Source organism: Maribacter sp. UBA3344, assembly GCF_002362375.1.
Lineage (GTDB): Bacteria > Bacteroidota > Bacteroidia > Flavobacteriales > Flavobacteriaceae > Maribacter > Maribacter dokdonensis.
Window position 1 is genome coordinate 86646 of the sequence record NZ_DERI01000031.1, and the last position, 18724, is coordinate 105369.

An 18724-nucleotide genomic window follows, 5' to 3' on the forward strand; every position below is an offset into this window, starting at 1 on the left:
GACAGACTAAGAATAATTTAACTTGAACAAGCAATTCTTTAATTAGGAAATAGCCTTTACAAAAGTGCTTACTTTTTCAGCGTGTACTTTTGCCAATTCATCATCTGTAATTCCTTTTTGCTCATCAAAATTCTCGTTAAATCTTGGCAATGAAAAAGATGCAACCACAGTACCTTGAAATCTAGTTATCATTTTTTCCGCAACCTCTAAGGCTCCAATAGCACCACGACCACCATTTGAAGTGGCCATTAACAATATCTTCTTATCCGCTAAGAACTTTACATCTAACCTAGATAACCAATCCATAACATTTTTAAAATAAGCAGAAGGGTAACTATTGTGCTCACTTACGGCAATGATCAAGCCTTTGGCATTACTTATTTCATTCTTAAACTCCACCAAAGAGTTAGAATAACCATCTTCTTTTTCCGCATCTTGACTATACATAGGAAAAGGGTATTTAGACATGTCTCTTAACCTAACCTCTGTATCGCCAATTAACGTGGAAGTATATTTTGCCAATTTATAATTAATGGAAACTGAAGAATTGCTTCCTGCAAATGTTAAAACGTAACTCATAATACTATTTTATTGTGTATTTGCGAATTTAATTTAATAAAGCCTAACCTTAAATTATTTTATCTAATTTTACCGCTTTAAACATCCAAACTTACTGTTTTATAAGTATATAGGATATAATTGTTATAATGAGCAACTCTAAGTCAAGATTGTTTTTTTTAGACGCTATAAGAGCGTGGGCCATCTTAATGATGTTACAAGGTCATTTTATTGATGGTTTGCTTGATAATACATTCAGAGACAACTCAAATATGCTCTTTGCCACATGGAAATACTTTAGGGGAATTACCGCTCCGGTTTTCTTTACCGTTTCTGGTTTTATTTTTACTTTTTTACTGATAAGGTCACCACAGACGGGTTGGAGAAACCCTCGCGTAAAAAAAGGAATTAAACGTGGTCTTGAACTTTTGGTCATCGCCTATCTTTTAAGAATGAATATTTTTGGTCTCTTTAAAGGCGAAATCTATGATTCTTTTTATTTAGTTGATGTACTGCACTGTATTGGGCTTTCTTTATTATTCATCATAGGTTTTTACATCTTGACATTTGCTAGGCAGAAATGGATTTTCCCAACAATATTGGCAACCACTACCCTATTGTTATTTGCCTTTGAGCCTTATTACAAAACCCTAATTTTTAATTTTTTACCGCAAGCCATGGCAAATTATTTCACAAAGACCAACGGCTCTGTGTTCACTATTATACCCTGGTTGGGCTATGCAACCATAGGTAGTTTTCTGTCAGTGCTATTTTCTAAATTTCAAAACAATAAAAATGTTTATAATTTCATAGTACCAACATATGTAGCCATTGGGTTAATCTTAATATTTTTTTCTTCCGATTTCTTTCTCTATTTGCATGAAGTTACCGGAATACAGCTATTTCAATCCATTTTCAATAACAATTACCTATTTATTCGCTTAGGTGATGTATTATTAGTCTTTTCCATATTTATACTGCTAAGAAAGTTTTTAATGAACTCTACTTGGCTAAAAATCGGTCAAAGCACGCTATCAATATATATCATACATTTCATTATTCTATACGGTAGTTTTACTGGCGTTGGCTTATATAGGTTTTTTCACCACTCACTGAATCCATACTTTGTTGTACCGGGAGCCATATTGTTTATGATTGCAAGTACATTTTTTGCACTACAGTATGAAAATCATAAAGTAGAAATTAAATCTAGCATATCTAGCTTTTTGTCAACTACTAGAATTTACTTGGAACAAATAGCAATTTTACTGTTTGAAGCATTGAGAACCATAACGGAAAAAGTACTACGATTACTGGGATTGATAAAAAATTAAAACCATCCTAACAAATGGTCTAGAACTTATAGTATTAAAAAAGGCAGCCCAAGGGCTGCCTTTTTTATTTAAAATAGTATCTATTAATTAAACATGAAGCGCACGATCATCGGTTGCGGCCAATGCTGCTTCTTTCACTGCTTCAGCATATGTTGGGTGAGCATGGCTCATTCTAGAAATATCTTCTGCGGAAGCTCTAAATTCCATTGCAGTTACCGCTTCGGCAATTAAATCTGCAACACGAGCACCTACCATATGAACCCCTAAGACTTCATCGGTCTTTTTATCGGCAAGGATCTTTACAAATCCGTCAGTATCCATACTTGCCCTTGCACGGCCTAAAGCGCGCATTGGAAATTGACCAACTTTATAGTCAACACCAGCTTCCTTTAGCTCTTCCTCAGTTTTACCTACTGCAGCTACCTCTGGCCAAGTATACACAACCCCAGGTATTAAGTTATAATCAATATGAGGTTTTTGACCTGCCAATTGCTCAGCAACCAAAGTACCTTCTTCTTCAGCTTTATGAGCTAACATAGCTCCTTTGATGACATCACCAATGGCGTAGATATTATCTACGTTAGTTTTCAAGTGCTCATCAACAATGACTTTACCTCTTTCATCAAGTTGAACACCTGCAGCATCAACATTTAATCCGTCAGTATAAGGCTTTCTACCTACAGCAACCAAACAATAGTCACCTTCAAAAATAACCTCTTGACCTTTTTTATCATCGGCCTTTACAATAACCTGATCTCCTTTTCTTTCAACCGATTTTACTTTGTGAGATAAGGCAAACTTCACTTTTTGCTTTTTAAGCACTTTGGTCAGTTCTTTTGAAAGTGCACCATCCATACCAGGAATAATACGATCCATAAACTCGACCACAGTAACATCTGCCCCTAATCTTTTATACACCTGACCTAATTCCAAGCCTATAACACCACCACCAATAACAATCATATGTTTTGGTACTTCCTTTAGTTCTAGAGCTTCTGTAGATGTGATGATACGTTCTTTATCCAATGTAATGAACGGTAAGGTAGATGGTTTGGAACCTGTGGCTATAATAATATTCTTAGCTTCGATCTCTTCGGTTTTTCCATCGTTCTTTTTGATGTTAATATGAGTAGCATCTTTAAAACTACCTACACCTTCATAAACGGTAATTTTATTTTTGTCCATCAAAAACTCTATACCCTTTGTAGTTTGATCAACCACACCTTGCTTACGAGCGATCATTTTTTCCAAGTTCACTTTAACTTCACCAGGAATCTCAATACCATGCTCATCAAAATGCTTAATGGCATCTTCATAATGATGCGAAGAATCTAACATCGCCTTAGAAGGAATACAGCCAACATTTAAACATGTTCCGCCCAAGGTGGAATATTTTTCAATTATTGCAGTTTTCATTCCTAGTTGCGCACAACGTATTGCTGCGACATATCCTCCAGGTCCTGAGCCTATAATGGCTACATCATATTGATCCATAAAATTTTAATTTTCTAATGTCTTACAAAATTAATACTATTTTTAGTTTTAAAGCGGTATAGCGGTAGAATGCTTTACCTCTTTTATAGTAAATGAGCTTTGAGTACTTCCAATATGATTCATAGTCGTTAATTTATTGACCATAAAATGTCTGTAAGCCTCCATATCTTTAACATGAATTTTCAATAGATAATCATAATCACCACTTAAATGGTGACATTCTACCACCTCTTGCAAACGCATGACCTGTGCTTCAAATTGTGCAATATTATCCTTAACATGCTGCACTAACTTCACGTGACAAAATACCGTAAAGTTCCTATTTACAATAGCTTTGTCAACTAACGCCACGTAACTTCTTATTGCCCCTTCCCGTTCCAATCTTTTAATACGTTCATAAATAGCAGTGGTGGAAAGCCCTAATTTTAAGGCATACTCTTTAGTTGTCTTCTTACTATCTTCCTGTAGTAATTCCAATAGCTTGTTATCAATTTGGTCAAGTTTCATAATGAATATAATTCTGTCTGGTTGTTACAAATTAAACAATAATAGAATAAAAATCTAATTTCACATAAAAAATAGTCTGAAATTCTAAAAATTTACATCTATGTTGACAAATTTACACTTAAAGGGTAGTTTTACAGAAAACAACAACCCATGAGTCACAAAAGCAGCAATGATTTACAAGATCTACAATACTTTGGAGAATACGGTGGCGTAAATCCGTCCATATCAGATTCATCTACATATACTTTCATATCGGCAAAGACGATGTTCGATACTTTTGAAGGAAACACAGAAGGCTGCTATCTATATAGTAGGCATTCCTCCCCTTCAAACTTATATTTAGGGGAAGCCCTTGCAGCTTTAGAAGGTACAGAAAGCGCCAATGTAACCGCCAGTGGCATGGGGGCTATTACAGCTGTAATTTTACAAATATGCAGTGCGGGCGACCACATAATAAGTAGTAGAACAATTTACGGTGGCACATATGCTTTCATGAAAAACTTTCTAGTAAAGTTTGGGATAGAAACTAGCTTTTTAGACATTACGGATTTAGATGCCGTGGAAAACGCTATTAGACCAAATACTAAATTGATCTACTGTGAGAGCGTAAGCAACCCGCTTTTAGAAGTAGCGGACATTTCGGCATTATCACGAATAGCAAAGAAGAACAAACTACTATTAGCTGTTGACAACACCTTCTCGCCTTTAACCATTACCCCGGCAAAATTGGGTGCAGATATCGTCATACACAGTTTAACCAAATTTATAAATGGTACTAGCGATTGTGTTGCAGGGGTCGTTTGCGGCACCACCGAATTTTGTTTAGGACTTAAAGATGTAAATAATGGTGCGGGTATGTTATTAGGTAGTACATTAGATAGTTTAAGAGCTTCTTCAATTCTAAAAAACATGCGCACACTGCATATACGCATGAAAAAACACAGTGAAAATGCCCAGTTCTTGGCTGAAAATTTTGAAAGGGACGGACTTAGAATAGTCTATCCAGGACTCTCATCTCACCCAGGTCATTTGATTATGGAAGATCAAATGAATCCGGAATATGGTTACGGAGGCCTAATTACAATGGACGTTGGCAGTTTAGAAAATGCTAATGCATTGATGGAATTAATGCAAGAAAGAAAATTGGGCTACTTAGCCGTAAGTTTAGGTTTTTATAAAACCTTGTTCAGTGCGCCAGGTAGCTCAACATCTTCTGAAATTCCTATGGAAGAACAACAAGAAATGGGATTAGGCAATGGCCTAATTAGATTTTCCATTGGACTTGACGATGACATAGAACGAACGTATGAGTTAATGAAAAAGTGCCTCTTGGATCTTAATATTCTGGATATCAAAAGCATAAAAGTCTAAACTCTATTTTGCTTGTTGGGTTTGCACATCCGTAGCAGAAATCGTAATATTACGAAATAACCAAACTTCATTTTAATGATTGACCAAAACACTAATGAACATAGGGAAAATGAGCATATTGTTGACAATAAAGAATTAAGCATTTTTGCAGCTTTAGTTCCTGTAATTGCCCTAGTTGCCATGCTGGCTTACAATGTTTATGTGTTTGGTGATGATGCGCTAAGCGGATCAAATCAGTTTATTTTATTGCTTGGTGGCGCAGTGGCCGCAATAGTTGGATTTCTGAACAAGGTATCTTATAAGCAAATGATTGCCGAGGTTGAAGAGAACATAAAATCTACCACAGGAGCGTTACTTATACTTTTAATGGTAGGTGCTCTAGCAGGCACTTGGCTGGTTAGTGGCATAATTCCGGCCATGATCTACTACGGACTTCAAATACTTAATCCTACCATATTTTTAGCGGCTTGTGTGATTATTTGTGCCATTATATCCGTAGCAACAGGTAGTAGCTGGACCACTTCTGCAACCGTAGGTATTGCCTTAATAGGTATTGGTGAAGCACTGGGTATTTCTTTGGGAATGACCGCAGGAGCAGTTTTATCCGGAGCATATTTTGGCGATAAGTTATCTCCCCTGAGCGACACCACAAATTTAGCACCTGCAATGGCCGGTGGAGAATTGTTCTCGCATATAAAGTATATGCTATGGACTACGGTACCAACTATTTCCGTTACGCTAATTGTATTTTTAATTATTGGTTTTAGCCTTAATACAAGTGGAGAAGCTGATGTAGACGCCATTTTAGCATCTATAGATTCCTCTTTTAATATCAACGGATGGTTATTCTTAGTACCCATTGCCGTTATTGCGCTAATAGTTAAAAAAACACCACCATTGGCGGCATTACTTATAGGTACTTTATTAGCGGCTATTTTTGCATTGATCTTTCAACCAAATATTGTTGCCGGCATCACAGGAGCATCAGAATTAAATTTTGAATCAGGTTATCAGGGAATCTTAAAAGCCATTACGGTAAGTACTGATATACCCACCGATAATAAAGCCTTAAGCGATTTATTCTCATCAAAAGGTATGACCGGTATGCTAGGCACTATTTGGCTTATCATCTGTGCTATGTTTTTTGGTGGCATTATGGATGGTATTGGAGCTTTGGCAAGAATCACAAAATCATTGTTGAGCATGGCTAAATCTACTTTTGGACTATTCTTTAGCACTGGAATTAGCTGTATTGTTTTAAACGGTACCGCATCTGACCAATACTTGGCAATTGTAGTACCGGGCAAGATGTTCTCAAAAGCATTTAAGGACAAAGGCTTGGCTCCTGAAAATTTGAGTAGAACTCTTGAGGATACTGGTACGGTAACATCTGTTTTAATTCCGTATAACACCTGTGGCGCTTACCATAGTGGTGTTTTGGGTGTTGGCGTGGCAGAGTACTTTGTTTATGCCATTTTTAACTGGTTAAGTCCTATAATGACCTTCATCTTTGCAGGCTTTAACATTAAAATAAAAAAGTTGGCCACGGGCAAAGCCTAAAATTAAAATTCATCACTTTTTAGCATAATAAGCCAACAATTGTCAATGTGATAAATTAAGGGCCTTAATTTTACGTCTTCGACACTAAAAACACCTGTATTGCTTCGCTATTCAAAATAGTTATTCTACTATTGAAAAATCTAATTTAGAAAGACACTTTACCCTCTTACAAGTCTTAATTTTGCTTTATAATTAATTATAAAACGAAAACATATTATGGCATTTGTAGGAAAGAAATTCCCAAATATTAGTGTTAACGCAATGAACGACATGGGCGATACTTTTAAACTTAATGTTTTAGAAGAAGCTCAAAAGAATAATAAAAAAGTAGTTCTATTCTGGTATCCAAAAGATTTCACTTTTGTTTGTCCAACGGAATTACACGCATTCCAAGCTGCCATTGGTGAGTTCGAAAAAAGAAACACACTTGTAATAGGTGCGTCTTGTGATACTCCAGAAGTACACTTTGCTTGGTTGAACACAGACAAGGATAACGGTGGTATTGAAGGTGTAACATATCCAATTTTAGCGGATAGCAACCGTAACCTATCTAGCGTTTTAGGAATATTGGATATCCAAAACGAAGTTTACGACGAAGAAACTGAAACCGTTCAGGTTGAAGGTGACAATGTTACTTACAGAGCAACATATATCATTGATGAAGAAGGTGTTGTACAACACGAAAGTATCAACAATATGCCTTTAGGTAGAAATGTTGGTGAGTATTTACGTTTGGTAGATGCTTTAACCCATGTACAGGAAAAAGGTGAAGTTTGCCCTGCAAACTGGGAAGAAGGTAAAGAGGCAATGTCCGCAAATAGAGACGGTGTTGCTAGCTACCTTTCTGCTCATGCAAACTAAATAGAATGTTTAATGAACATGAAGTATTTCACTTCATGTTCATTTTATTAACCATTAAAAAGCTTTAGTTATGTTATTAGAATTAGAACAAGATAATTTACAGGAAATCATTGAGAACAACCCTAACGTTGTTGTTCAATACTCTGCCACGTGGTGCGGTAACTGTAGAATTATGAAGCCTAAATTTAAAAAAGAAGCTTCGCAGAACGAAAATATCACTTTTGTATTGGCAGATGCCGAAAAGTTTCCAGAATCAAGAAAATTAGCTGACGTAAGCAACTTACCAACTTTTGCTTCATTTGAGTCAGGTAAATTAAAAAACCAGGTTCAGACCAATAAGTATGACCTATTAAAAGAACTGATCGGTGAGATTACCCATAATTAAATTATTGACGGAGTTCATTGAGGAGAAGGATAGTGACTATGTTCTAGAGACCATTGAAACTCTAGAAGCACTTACTGAGTTGCCTTCGTTAAAAGATGAAGAACTTGATGTCATTGGAGAACTTATTTCAAATATGTACGGTGCCATTGAAGTTTCCAATAGTATAGAGGCCGGTACTCCAAAAAAAGATGCTATGAATCAGTTTATGAAACGGGTCTTAGGCTCCATAGACCAATAATAGCTTTTAAATTTATAAAGTCCCTTCAAAATTGAAGGGACTTTTTTTTGTCCTATTCCCGCTCGTTTCATCTTTATATTTTATAATTTCACATTCTCAATCATAAAAAGATAAAAGTTATGGCTTCGGTTACATTAAAAGGAAATGAAATACACACTATAGGAACTTTACCAAATAATGGCAGCAAAGCTCCGGAATTTGAATTAACTAAAAACGACTTATCTACGGTAAAACTTTCTGACTATGAAGGTTCAAGGGTAGTTCTAAATATTTTCCCTAGTGTTGACACAGGTACTTGTGCACAATCTGTTCGCCAGTTCAACCAAGAAGCTGCAGAGTTGGATAACACCATAGTACTATGCATTTCTAAGGACTTACCATTTGCTCAGGCAAGATTTTGTGGTGCAGAAGGTATTGAAAATGTTGAGATGCTTTCAGATTTTAAAGATGGTAATTTTGGAAAAGGTTACAACGTAGCATTTTCTGACGGTCCTTTAGCCCCTTTATTATCAAGAGCCGTAGTGGTTGTTGACGAAAAAGGTAATGTAATTTATACCGAGCAGGTAGCAGAAACTACTGAAGAGCCAAATTACAAAGCGGCATTAGAGGCGTTGATGAACTAATAACAAAAATCTCATGCCAAAAGAATCCTTTTTGGTCAATCGTATTAAAAGTGTTGGTTTCGCCTTTAAAGGTGCCATACTTTTAATACGAACCGAAGCAAGTATTAAAATTCAGGTATTCATTGCTATAGTTATGACAGCCGCCGGTTTTTATTTCGACATTTCAAGTACGGAATGGATACTTCAAATATTTGCAATAGCCATTGTTTTAGGTATTGAAGGCATGAATACGGCCGTAGAAAAAATTGCTGACTACATTCAACCAGAATTTGATGTGAAAATCGGATTCATAAAAGATATATCTGCGGGTGCCGTAATGTTAGTTTCTATAGCATCAGCCATTATTGGTCTTATTATATACGTACCAAAGATTCTTTAGGCAAGTCTATAGTTCACCATAGCTCAACGTAAATTTGTAATTTAGCACCAGAATTAAGTTTTAATGGCAAAAAAGGCATCTAAATCAAAGCCAAAACCTACTAAAAAACGATCACCGTTTAAATTATCCAAACAGAATAAAATCATTTTGGGTAGTTTGCTCATGCTATTTAGTATAGCGCTGTTTTTCTCTTTTATATCGTTTTACTTTAACTGGCAAGATGACCAAAGCCTATTGTCCGAGTTTAAGGACAGGAATGAACTTGCAAAAAATCTACTGAATAAATTTGGCGCCAGTATCAGTCATTTTTTCATGTATAAAGGATTTGGAGTTGCTTCACTTATATTCCCTTTTTTAATATGTATTAGTGGAATCTACCTATTCTTAGGTCTACCATCTAAGGCGCTCATTAAGAAATGGATTTGGGGTTTACTTTTTGTCATCTGGATTTCAATTTCCCTTGGGTTCTTTGCAGCTACAAGTCCATTATTAGGTGGTTTAGTCGGTTTTGAAATGAACGACTTCCTGCAAGATTATGCAGGTAAAATTGGTGTTTTATTATTATTGGTCTTTGGTCTTATTTTTATTCTCGTTCGTTTGTTTGAAGTTACTCCCGAAGGAATTTCAGCTTTCTTTAAATCAAGAAAAGAAGCGATAACTACAGAGTTTAAAGCAAACCAAGAACGTAAGGCAAACAAAAAGAAATCTTTAGAAGAGGAAGAAGAATTGCTAACTACCTCTCTTGAAGAAGAAGCTCCAGTGGTTGTTGACACCTATACTCATAAAACAGAAATTCCCCATTTAGAAAAAGAGGAAGATAATTTAAGTGATTTTGAAATAACTGCACCTGAACCTGAGGAAACTTTGGCTATGGAAGTTGAGCAAGTTATTGAAGAGCCAGAAGAAATAGATGTACTGGCCAATAAGTTAGTAGACGATTTTGGTGAGTTTGACCCTACTCTTGAATTAGGAAATTATAAATTTCCACACATTGATCTTTTAGACCAACATGGTACAACTGGGGGTATTACCATAAATCAGGAAGAATTAGAGGAGAACAAGAATAGAATTGTTGAAACCCTCAAAAATTATAAAATTGGTATTGCCCAAATTAAGGCAACCATAGGTCCTACAGTAACCTTATATGAAATTGTACCGGAAGCTGGTGTAAGAATCAGTAAGATCAAGAATCTAGAAGATGATATTGCATTATCATTGGCTGCACTCGGTATACGTATAATTGCCCCTATTCCGGGTAAAGGCACCATTGGTATTGAGGTTCCTAATAAAAATTCTACCATAGTCTCCATGCGCTCGGTAATTGCATCAAGCAAATTTCAAAAAGCCGAAATGGAACTGCCTATTGCTTTTGGTAAAACCATTAGTAATGAAACCTTTGTAGTAGATTTAGCAAAAATGCCACACTTACTAATGGCAGGTGCTACAGGTCAAGGTAAATCTGTTGGATTAAATGCGGTTTTAACCTCGTTATTGTATAAAAGGCATCCCGCAGAGGTTAAATTTATTCTAGTAGACCCTAAAAAAGTAGAGCTTACCCTTTACAACAAAATTGAACGTCATTTCTTGGCCAAACTTCCAGATTCGGAAGAAGCTATTATTACTGACAATACCAAAGTAATTCATACCCTGAACTCGCTTTGTATTGAAATGGACAATAGGTATGAGTTACTGAAATTGGCTATGGTTCGTAACTTAAAAGAATACAACACCAAGTTTAAGGCCAGAAAACTTAACCCTAATGATGGACATAAGTTCTTGCCTTATATCGTATTGGTTATTGATGAGTTTGCAGATTTAATTATGACCGCAGGTAAGGAGGTTGAAACACCGGTAGCCAGATTAGCACAATTGGCTAGGGCTATTGGTATACATTTGATCATTGCAACACAAAGACCATCGGTTAACGTTATTACAGGTATTATCAAAGCCAATTTCCCGGCAAGACTAGCCTTTAGGGTAACTTCTAAAATAGATTCAAGAACCATTTTAGATACAGCAGGTGCCGATCAATTAATTGGTAGAGGTGACATGTTGTTTACGCAAGGTAATGATGTCACACGTATTCAATGTGCTTTTGTAGACACTCCAGAAGTGGCTAAAATAGTAGAGTTCATTGGTAGTCAACGCGCCTACCCCGATGCGCATGAGCTTCCCGAATATGTTGGTGAAGATCCTGGCACGAGTCTTGATAATAACGTGTCGGAAAGGGATTCTAAGTTCCGTGAAGCTGCTGAAGTCATTGTAATTGCCCAGCAGGGATCTGCGTCTTTAATTCAAAGAAAATTAAAACTTGGCTATAATAGAGCCGGTAGAATCATTGATCAATTGGAGGCAGCAGGAATTGTAGGTCCGTTTGAAGGCAGCAAAGCAAGACAAGTTTATGTGTCTGATATGGTGGCCCTTCAACAAATATTGGATAACGAATAATATTAAAGAAAGAGATGAAAAAAATTATTATTGTATTAACGGTTATATTATCTACGGCATTTGCAAATGCGCAAAATTCTGATAAGGCAAAAGCTTTACTAGATGAAGTGTATAACAAAGTACAAGGTTACGACAACATTTTTGTTGACTTTAAATTCGATTTAAAGAATGCAGAAGCAGGTATTAATCAAGAAACAAGAGGTGACGTTACACTTGCCGGCAATAAATACATGTTCAATTACCTTGGATCACAACAGATTTTTGATGGTAATAAAGTGTATACTATTGTTCCTGAAAACGAAGAAGTAACCATAGAAGATAAATCTGACGATGAAAATGCCATGACACCTTCTAAAATGTTGACATTCTACAAGGAAGGACATAACTATGCATGGGACATTTTACAGAATATACAAGGTAGAAAAATTCAATATGTTAAGTTAACACCTATTGACTCTGACACCGAGATCAAATCTAGATTGTTGGGTATTGATATGGGCACTAAGCATATCTACAAATTAATTGAGACAGGTAAAAACGGTACCAAGACTACGATCACTGTTAATTCTTTTAAAACAGATCAAGATTTGTCCAAAACCTTATTTACTTTTGACGAAGCCAAATATAAAGATGAAGGCTATTTCATTATAAGAAATTAGAACTATTGAGAATACTAGACCGATATATCCTATCAAGGTTCGTCTTTAATTTTGTCAGTTCGTTTGTAATATTGATGTTCATCTTCATATTTCAAACGATTTGGCTTTTTATTGATGATTTAGCCGGTAAAGGTCTAGACATTGTTATTATAGGTAAGTTTCTATTTTACCTAATGCCAGATCTTACAGAAAAGGTTCTACCATTAACAGTACTGTTATCATCTATATTAACCTTTGGTTCTATTGCCGAAAATTATGAGTTCGCTGCCATGAAAGCCTCAGGTATTTCACTGCAACGATCCATGTTAAGCTTAATCATTTTTGTAACAGTTTTAGGCGGAGTCACCTTTTTCTTTGCCAATAATGTGATTCCTCTTTCGCAACGAAAAATATACAATCTACGTAGAAACATAGCTAAGGTAAAACCAGCCGCAGTTGTAGCAGAAGGTGTCTTTAGTGATTTTGAAGGTATGAATATTAAGGTTGATGAAAAATACGGTGAAAATGACCGGTTTTTAAAGAACGTCATTATTCATACAAAATCTGCAAATAACGTCAACACCAGAGTTATTAAGTCTAAAACCGGCGAATTGATCAGTAGCGAAGACTCTGATATTATTCAGCTAGTATTAAAAGACGGGCATCTATATGAAGACGTACAGACTAAGAGCAGCGAAAATAAAATGAAATTCCCTTTTGCTCAAGCAGATTTTGATACGTACACTATGAATATTGAAATTCCTGAGATCAATAACGATGACCTTGAGGAAGAAAGAGATATTAGTACCGATAAAATGAAGAATATATCCCGACTAAAAAAGGATATCGATTCTTTACGAGGAGATAATTTTAGAATTGTACGCGCGTTTTCTAAAAATATTGAAGGAAGAACAGGAATGTTTACACCTTTAATGCCCAAAAACAAAGATTCTACCAAATCTGACATGATTAGAAAAAAAGACTCCATTATAGAAAACAAAGCATTACAGGCAAAACAAAATACAGCCTTTCAAGATTCTATAACGGATAACTTTTTAGTCCTATTTCCAGATTGGCAACAAATACAGATTTTAAGCAGCGCTAAAAACGCTACTAGCAGTATTTTAGGTACCGTAAGTGGAAAGAAAGAAGAATTACAGAAGCGGTATAAAATTTACAACATGCATATACTTTCCTTACATAATAAATATGCATTGGCTTTTTCATGTATCATATTGTTCTTTGTAGGTGCCCCATTAGGCGCTATTATAAGAAAGGGTGGCTTAGGGTTACCAATGGTCATCGCCATTGTACTTTTCCTTATTTATTATTTCATTGGTGTATTCGCCGGAAATTACGCAAAAGAAGGAAACATTCATCCAATGTTGGGGGCGTGGTTATCAACACTTATAATGCTTCCGTTGGGAGTGTATTTGACCAAAAGAGCTACCGAAGATAAGGGAATGATGGATTTTGGTTTCATAGCCGATTTCTTCAAAAAATTATTTAAGAAAAAAGATAAAGCTGAAGCTTAAAAATGAAAGATTTGAGTGATATTAAATTGAATAGTATTGAAGAAGCGATTGCAGACATACGTGCCGGTAAAGTTATTATCGTTGTAGATGATGAAAATCGTGAAAATGAAGGAGATTTTTTAGCTGCAGCCGAACTGGCCACACCAGAAACGGTCAATTTTATGGCTACACACGGTAGAGGTCTAATCTGTGCACCACTTACCGAAAGTCGCTGCAAAGACTTAGGTCTACACATGATGGTAAGTACCAATACCGACCCTTTAGAAACGGCTTTTACCGTCTCCGTAGATTTAAGAGGTAAAGGAGTTACTACGGGCATATCTGCCGGTGACCGTTCAAAAACGGTTATAGCCTTGACTGAGAGCGATACCAAACCGCATGATTTAGCAAGACCAGGGCATATATTTCCATTGGTTGCCAAAGAAGGTGGTGTATTAAGAAGAACAGGACATACAGAAGCCGCTATAGACTTTGCAAGATTGGCCGGATTAAAACCTGCCGGAATTATCGTTGAGATAATGAATGAAGATGGTACTATGGCACGATTGCCAGAACTGGTAAATGTTGCCAAAAAATTCGACTTAAAAATAGTTTCCATAGAAGACCTTGTTGCTTACCGAATGGAACATGACAGTCTGATCAATAAAGAAACCGATTTCAATATTACAACCCGTTTTGGTGAGTTTAGATTAAGGGCATATAAACAAACCACCAACAATCATGTTCATATTGCACTAACAAAGGGTACATGGTCATCTGACGATAAGATTTTGACGAGAATAAACTCTACGTTGATCAATAATGATATTCTGGGAACCTTAACCCACAATCCAGATGAGCAGCTAGAACAGATGTTTCAAAAAATTAATGATGAAGGCAAAGGTGCCATAGTATTCATTAATCAAGATTCAGAATCAATGAACCTACTTTCAAGGTTAAAAGAGCTTAAAGAATTACAAAAACAAGGTGTTCAAAAAGCTCCAAAAATTGAAATGGACAATAGAGACTTTGGTATTGGAGCCCAAATACTTCATGATTTAGGTATTCATAAAATGAGATTAATGACCAATAGCACCCAAGCTAAACGCGTAGGTATTGTAGGTTACGGATTGGAGATTGTAGAATACGTATCTTATTAAGTTATTATTAGGTTAAGCAAACTTTGCCAATACTTGTTTCATTGTTGCCGCACGTTCAGCCACCTGCTCGCCGGTCCAGCTTAGTTTAATGAGACATGATATTGTTCTACCTACCCAAGCATCCGATTTTGAAAAATCAGAATTTGAGTAGTCAGGCAACTGATTAACAACCTCTTGAGGTAATTTACCTAAAGATCGTTTATAAGTTAAATGCTCCCATTTTTTATAGTAATGCCAATTATTATCAAACCAATAAAAACAGGCATCTACACCTGCATCGCCTAATGCTGTGTGTGCTTTTTTTGCCAATTCCGCAGTTGGTAGAAAGAACGATATAAACGAATAATTTTCTACGCCCCCAACCGGTACTCTTCTAAACTCAATATTTGGCAGAACACTAAGTTCTTCCCTTATTACTGCATAATGTTTTTCCTGTATGGCCAAGAAATCATCTAAGCGTTCTATTTGAGCACACCCTACGGCCGCATTCAATTCAGAAATTCTATAATTATAACCTAAAAAAGGATGTTCTTCAGCACCTCTATTATTTCCTACATGATCGTGACCATGATCTGAGTAATGATCTGCATTGGTTTTATATTTTTCATTATTGGTGATAACGGCCCCGCCTTCACCACAAGTAATAGTTTTTACATAATCAAAAGAAAAACAACCCAAATCACCATAACTACCCAAGGGCTTTCCGTCAAAGCTACCTCCTATTGCCTGGCAAGCATCTTCTAACAACAGTAAATCATGTTTATCACAAATAGCTTTTAATGCCTTTAGATCTGCCATAGAACCACACATATGTACCGGCATCACCACCTTTGTTTTCTCGGTTATTGCATTCTCGACGGCAACCGGATCTAAGGTCAAGGTATCATCCACATCAACTAAAATAGGTACGGCCCCTATAGCCAAAATAGACTCAAAACTAGCCACAAATGTAAAAGTTGGCATAATTACCTCATCTCCCGCTCCAACACCTGCACTAGCCAAGGCAACCGTTAATGCGGCGGTACCACTACTTACCAACTGTGCATAACTTGCATTCATTCGCTTTGCCAGTGCAGCTTCCAGTTCCAAAGCCTTCCAGTGGTTGTTACGCATACCGTCAAAACCATAACGCATTAACACCCCTGAATCCAAAACATCTTGAACTTGACTTTTTTCCTTTTCCCCAAACAACTCAAAACCTGGCATGCTATCTATTTTTTATTTTACTACAAATCTTATTTAAATTATCATCAAAAGCAAAGTTTAGCTTACATCATCTTTAAAAATATGACCAATGAAAACTATAAAAAGGAAATACTATTTAATTGCTCCCCTTAAATCCCTTATATCCAAAGGATACCATTTGCTGAAACCCTTCATCGATTGTCTTTACCGGTAATTTACAGGTGTTATTTTGACATACATATATAAACGTATCCTCATCAATATAGCGATCCTTAAACAACGAAATTTCACTTTCTACCTTACTGCCCACCAATATGGTGTTGGCAATATAGGTCTTGCTCATTTGCGATAACAATTGTTCAGCATTCTCACCAACTATTACAATTTCATAAAAAGGATATGCTTGCTGCAAAAGCAAAGAGCCCCAGGCACCATAACTAACGGCATGGTTCTCAAAATCTGAAGTTACCAATGCACCCATGGTTTCTGCTTTTTTCAAATAGTCGGTGTTATACTCCAAATGACCAATTTTTAGAAAGTTCTGAGCCATTATGGCATTGGCAGAAGGCACAACACCATCTGAAGTATTAATGATACTAGGAACCAAGTCATTAGCTATATTATAGTAATATAATACCGAATTGCTTTTGTATTTCTGTTCTGCATTTTGCATCAGCTCCTTTGAAAAATCCAAATACTTGGTTTCCATTGTCACTTCAAATAAAGAGAATGCACTCTTTGCTAGAAACGCGAAATCCTCTAAAAACACTTCTCGCTGCTTACTATCTTTCGTATAAGAATGTACCAATTGCCCATTGGTATAATTATTAGCTGTAAGATAATTAAAAACGGAAATAGCCTCGTTTAAATAATTATCATCGCCAAATGCCTTATAAGCTTCTAAATAACCATCAATTAAAAGAGCATTCCATGAGGTCAATATTTTATAATCTTTTTTTGGCTTTGTTCTTTTCTGTCTTGCATGATTTAGAAGTTTCTGCCATTTTCCAAGTTTTTCATTCAGCTGTTCTTCATTTAATGTATTAGTCTGTAAAAATTCACTTTTTGAAATTTTATTGTTCAATACAAAATTCCCATCTTCCCAAACTTCACCATCTACAATTCCATAGTATTGGGCAAAGAGCTCAAAATCATTTTGAAGCAAATCATGCAATTCATCTTTCTTCCAGATATAATACAAGCCCTCTTCCCCATCGGTATCTGCATCCATAGCGCTAAAGTAGCCCCCTTGCTCGTTTCTCATTTCGGTATGTAAAAATTTAAAGGTCTCCTCTACTGCCACTTTAAATTCTTCATTACCTGTAAGTTTATACGCCTTAGATAACAGGTTGATCAATTGTGCATTATCATATAACATTTTCTCAAAATGAGGAACTTTCCACATATGATCGGTACTGTATCTAAAAAATCCACCATCCACATGGTCATAAATTCCACCATGCACTACACTGTTCAATGTCTTAAGCACATGATTTTTAGCATTTTCATCTTGTTCTAGCACGGCATAATCTAACAACATTATCAAGTTAGTAGGCAATATAAATTTTTGCTCCCCTTGGTTTCCTCCCCACTCATTATCCCATAAACTAGACCAGCTAGATATACCGTTTTCAATTTTGTTTGGCGATATAGCATTAGCTATTTGATTTGCAGGTTGATCATACACCTCCTGAACACCTTCTGAAAGCATAGTGGCATATTCTTGCATTTTCTCCGGGTTCTTTTCATATTCGGTACTGAATTTTAGTAGAATATTTTTCCAATTCTCCTTTTCATGGTAAGTACCCAAAAAAACAGGGCTCCCATTGGGCATAATAATGGCATTCATTGGCCACCCACCAGTACCATTGACCAATTGAAGGGCCGTTTGGTATACCATATCCAAATCTGGCCGTTCTTCACGATCCACCTTAATACTCACAAATTTCTCATTCATTAATTTGGCGACCTCCAAGTCTTCAAAAGACTCCTCCTCCATAACATGACACCAATGACAAGTAGAGTACCCCACGCTTAAGACTACGAGTTTATTTTCATCTGCCGCTTTTTTAAAAGCTTCAGATGACCATGGTTTCCAATTTACAGGATTATGAGCATGTTGCAATAAATAAGGACTGGTCTCCTTTATTAGTTCATTGGTGAATTGGTGATTTTCACTCTCCGTAGTTAAATCCGTGTTTTTATTTTGATTTTTACATGCTAATAAAGCACCTGTAAAAACGAACACTAAAATCCAATTTTTAAACATCATAGATAATCAATAAGGTTCCCAAAGATATATTTAATTTATATACCACTTTACACCTGTATATTTTGAAGAATTCACCAGACCCTCATTATCAAATAAACAATAATAAATACTTTAAATAAGAATTATACAAGTCACTTAATTATAAAATAACATTATCGTAAAAAATACCGTACAATATTACCGTATCCCTATTAACC

The 18724-nt window shown here is 36.0% G+C and carries 17 protein-coding genes; 12 read left to right on the forward strand and 5 right to left on the reverse strand.

Features of this window, described 5'->3' with window-relative positions; genetic code table 11:
• Positions 1-42: 42 nt before the first annotated feature.
• Positions 43-579, reverse strand: a complete 537-nt coding sequence (locus B2Z27_RS19640) for an NADPH-dependent FMN reductase (protein ID WP_215997560.1) — start codon at positions 577-579, stop codon at positions 43-45.
• 128 nt (positions 580-707) lie between these two features.
• Here B2Z27_RS19640 and B2Z27_RS19645 point away from each other — a divergent pair, with 128 nt between their 5' ends.
• Positions 708-1892, forward strand: coding sequence for a heparan-alpha-glucosaminide N-acetyltransferase domain-containing protein (locus tag B2Z27_RS19645; RefSeq protein WP_286814943.1), 1185 nt, complete (start codon positions 708-710; stop codon positions 1890-1892).
• An 87-nt stretch (positions 1893-1979) separates the two neighbouring features.
• Here B2Z27_RS19645 and lpdA read toward each other — a convergent pair whose 3' ends face one another.
• A complete protein-coding gene (gene lpdA / locus B2Z27_RS19650) occupies positions 1980-3386 on the reverse strand; it encodes a dihydrolipoyl dehydrogenase (protein ID WP_074673483.1) in 1407 nt (468 codons plus the stop codon).
• 48 nt (positions 3387-3434) lie between these two features.
• Positions 3435-3893 carry an Lrp/AsnC family transcriptional regulator gene (locus B2Z27_RS19655; protein ID WP_058105835.1) on the reverse strand — a complete coding sequence of 153 codons (459 nt, stop codon included), beginning with the start codon at positions 3891-3893 and terminating at the stop codon, positions 3435-3437.
• A 150-nt stretch (positions 3894-4043) separates the two neighbouring features.
• On the opposite strand from B2Z27_RS19655, the gene B2Z27_RS19660 reads away from it, so the two are divergent.
• The 11 genes from B2Z27_RS19660 to ribB all read left to right on the forward strand — a co-directional run bounded on the left by B2Z27_RS19660 (position 4044) and on the right by ribB (position 15070).
• Complete coding sequence (locus B2Z27_RS19660) at positions 4044-5264, forward strand: aminotransferase class I/II-fold pyridoxal phosphate-dependent enzyme (RefSeq protein WP_074673476.1); 1221 nt, start codon at positions 4044-4046, stop codon at positions 5262-5264.
• A 75-nt stretch (positions 5265-5339) separates the two neighbouring features.
• Positions 5340-6824 (forward strand): Na+/H+ antiporter NhaC, encoded by a 1485-nt coding sequence (nhaC, locus tag B2Z27_RS19665; RefSeq protein WP_071341946.1) that lies wholly within the window; start codon positions 5340-5342, stop codon positions 6822-6824.
• A gap of 216 nt (positions 6825-7040) precedes the next feature.
• A complete protein-coding gene (locus B2Z27_RS19670) occupies positions 7041-7685 on the forward strand; it encodes a peroxiredoxin (RefSeq protein ID WP_286814944.1) in 645 nt (214 codons plus the stop codon).
• A gap of 70 nt (positions 7686-7755) precedes the next feature.
• Positions 7756-8070, forward strand: a complete 315-nt coding sequence (locus tag B2Z27_RS19675; protein ID WP_058105831.1) for a thioredoxin family protein — start codon at positions 7756-7758, stop codon at positions 8068-8070.
• Complete coding sequence (locus B2Z27_RS19680) at positions 8051-8308, forward strand: DUF6952 family protein (protein ID WP_058105830.1); 258 nt, start codon at positions 8051-8053, stop codon at positions 8306-8308. The genes B2Z27_RS19675 and B2Z27_RS19680 overlap by 20 nt, the downstream gene beginning before the upstream one ends.
• Positions 8309-8427: 119 nt before the next feature.
• Positions 8428-8931, forward strand: coding sequence for a thiol peroxidase (gene tpx / locus B2Z27_RS19685; RefSeq protein WP_071341945.1), 504 nt, complete (start codon positions 8428-8430; stop codon positions 8929-8931).
• Positions 8932-8944: 13 nt separating this feature from the next.
• Positions 8945-9310, forward strand: a complete 366-nt coding sequence (locus B2Z27_RS19690; RefSeq protein ID WP_058105828.1) for a diacylglycerol kinase — start codon at positions 8945-8947, stop codon at positions 9308-9310.
• Positions 9311-9373: 63 nt separating this feature from the next.
• On the forward strand, positions 9374-11758 hold the full coding sequence (locus tag B2Z27_RS19695) for an FtsK/SpoIIIE family DNA translocase (protein ID WP_286814945.1): 2385 nt from the start codon (positions 9374-9376) through the stop codon (positions 11756-11758).
• Positions 11759-11772: 14 nt separating this feature from the next.
• The gene (locus tag B2Z27_RS19700; RefSeq protein ID WP_071341943.1) at positions 11773-12417 is read left to right on the forward strand and encodes a LolA family protein; all 645 of its coding nucleotides are present in this window, start codon (positions 11773-11775) and stop codon (positions 12415-12417) included.
• Positions 12418-12491: 74 nt separating this feature from the next.
• Entirely contained in the window at positions 12492-13931 is a 1440-nt protein-coding gene (locus B2Z27_RS19705) for an LptF/LptG family permease (RefSeq protein WP_414673389.1), read from the forward strand.
• A gap of 2 nt (positions 13932-13933) precedes the next feature.
• Positions 13934-15070 (forward strand): 3,4-dihydroxy-2-butanone-4-phosphate synthase, encoded by a 1137-nt coding sequence (ribB, locus tag B2Z27_RS19710; protein WP_286814946.1) that lies wholly within the window; start codon positions 13934-13936, stop codon positions 15068-15070.
• Positions 15071-15082: 12 nt separating this feature from the next.
• Here ribB and B2Z27_RS19715 read toward each other — a convergent pair whose 3' ends face one another.
• A complete protein-coding gene (locus B2Z27_RS19715) occupies positions 15083-16276 on the reverse strand; it encodes a DegT/DnrJ/EryC1/StrS family aminotransferase (RefSeq protein ID WP_286814947.1) in 1194 nt (397 codons plus the stop codon).
• Between the two features lie 115 nt (positions 16277-16391).
• Complete coding sequence (locus B2Z27_RS19720) at positions 16392-18527, reverse strand: thioredoxin domain-containing protein (protein WP_286814948.1); 2136 nt, start codon at positions 18525-18527, stop codon at positions 16392-16394.
• Positions 18528-18724: the final 197 nt, after the last annotated feature.

Excerpts from the sequence above, each read along its gene's own strand:
- B2Z27_RS19640 (WP_215997560.1), bottom strand. The coding sequence starts at position 579 with ATGAGTTACGTTTTAACATTTGCAGGAAGCAATTCTTCAGTTTCCATT.
- B2Z27_RS19645 (WP_286814943.1), top strand. The coding sequence starts at position 708 with ATGAGCAACTCTAAGTCAAGATTGTTTTTTTTAGACGCTATAAGAGCG.
- lpdA (WP_074673483.1), bottom strand. The coding sequence starts at position 3,386 with ATGGATCAATATGATGTAGCCATTATAGGCTCAGGACCTGGAGGATAT.
- B2Z27_RS19655 (WP_058105835.1), bottom strand. The coding sequence starts at position 3,893 with ATGAAACTTGACCAAATTGATAACAAGCTATTGGAATTACTACAGGAA.
- B2Z27_RS19660 (WP_074673476.1), top strand. The coding sequence starts at position 4,044 with ATGAGTCACAAAAGCAGCAATGATTTACAAGATCTACAATACTTTGGA.
- nhaC (WP_071341946.1), top strand. The coding sequence starts at position 5,340 with ATGATTGACCAAAACACTAATGAACATAGGGAAAATGAGCATATTGTT.
- B2Z27_RS19670 (WP_286814944.1), top strand. The coding sequence starts at position 7,041 with ATGGCATTTGTAGGAAAGAAATTCCCAAATATTAGTGTTAACGCAATG.
- B2Z27_RS19675 (WP_058105831.1), top strand. The coding sequence starts at position 7,756 with ATGTTATTAGAATTAGAACAAGATAATTTACAGGAAATCATTGAGAAC.
- tpx (WP_071341945.1), top strand. The coding sequence starts at position 8,428 with ATGGCTTCGGTTACATTAAAAGGAAATGAAATACACACTATAGGAACT.
- B2Z27_RS19690 (WP_058105828.1), top strand. The coding sequence starts at position 8,945 with ATGCCAAAAGAATCCTTTTTGGTCAATCGTATTAAAAGTGTTGGTTTC.
- B2Z27_RS19695 (WP_286814945.1), top strand. The coding sequence starts at position 9,374 with ATGGCAAAAAAGGCATCTAAATCAAAGCCAAAACCTACTAAAAAACGA.
- B2Z27_RS19700 (WP_071341943.1), top strand. The coding sequence starts at position 11,773 with ATGAAAAAAATTATTATTGTATTAACGGTTATATTATCTACGGCATTT.
- B2Z27_RS19705 (WP_414673389.1), top strand. The coding sequence starts at position 12,492 with ATGTTCATCTTCATATTTCAAACGATTTGGCTTTTTATTGATGATTTA.
- ribB (WP_286814946.1), top strand. The coding sequence starts at position 13,934 with ATGAAAGATTTGAGTGATATTAAATTGAATAGTATTGAAGAAGCGATT.
- B2Z27_RS19715 (WP_286814947.1), bottom strand. The coding sequence starts at position 16,276 with ATGCCAGGTTTTGAGTTGTTTGGGGAAAAGGAAAAAAGTCAAGTTCAA.
- B2Z27_RS19720 (WP_286814948.1), bottom strand. The coding sequence starts at position 18,527 with ATGATGTTTAAAAATTGGATTTTAGTGTTCGTTTTTACAGGTGCTTTA.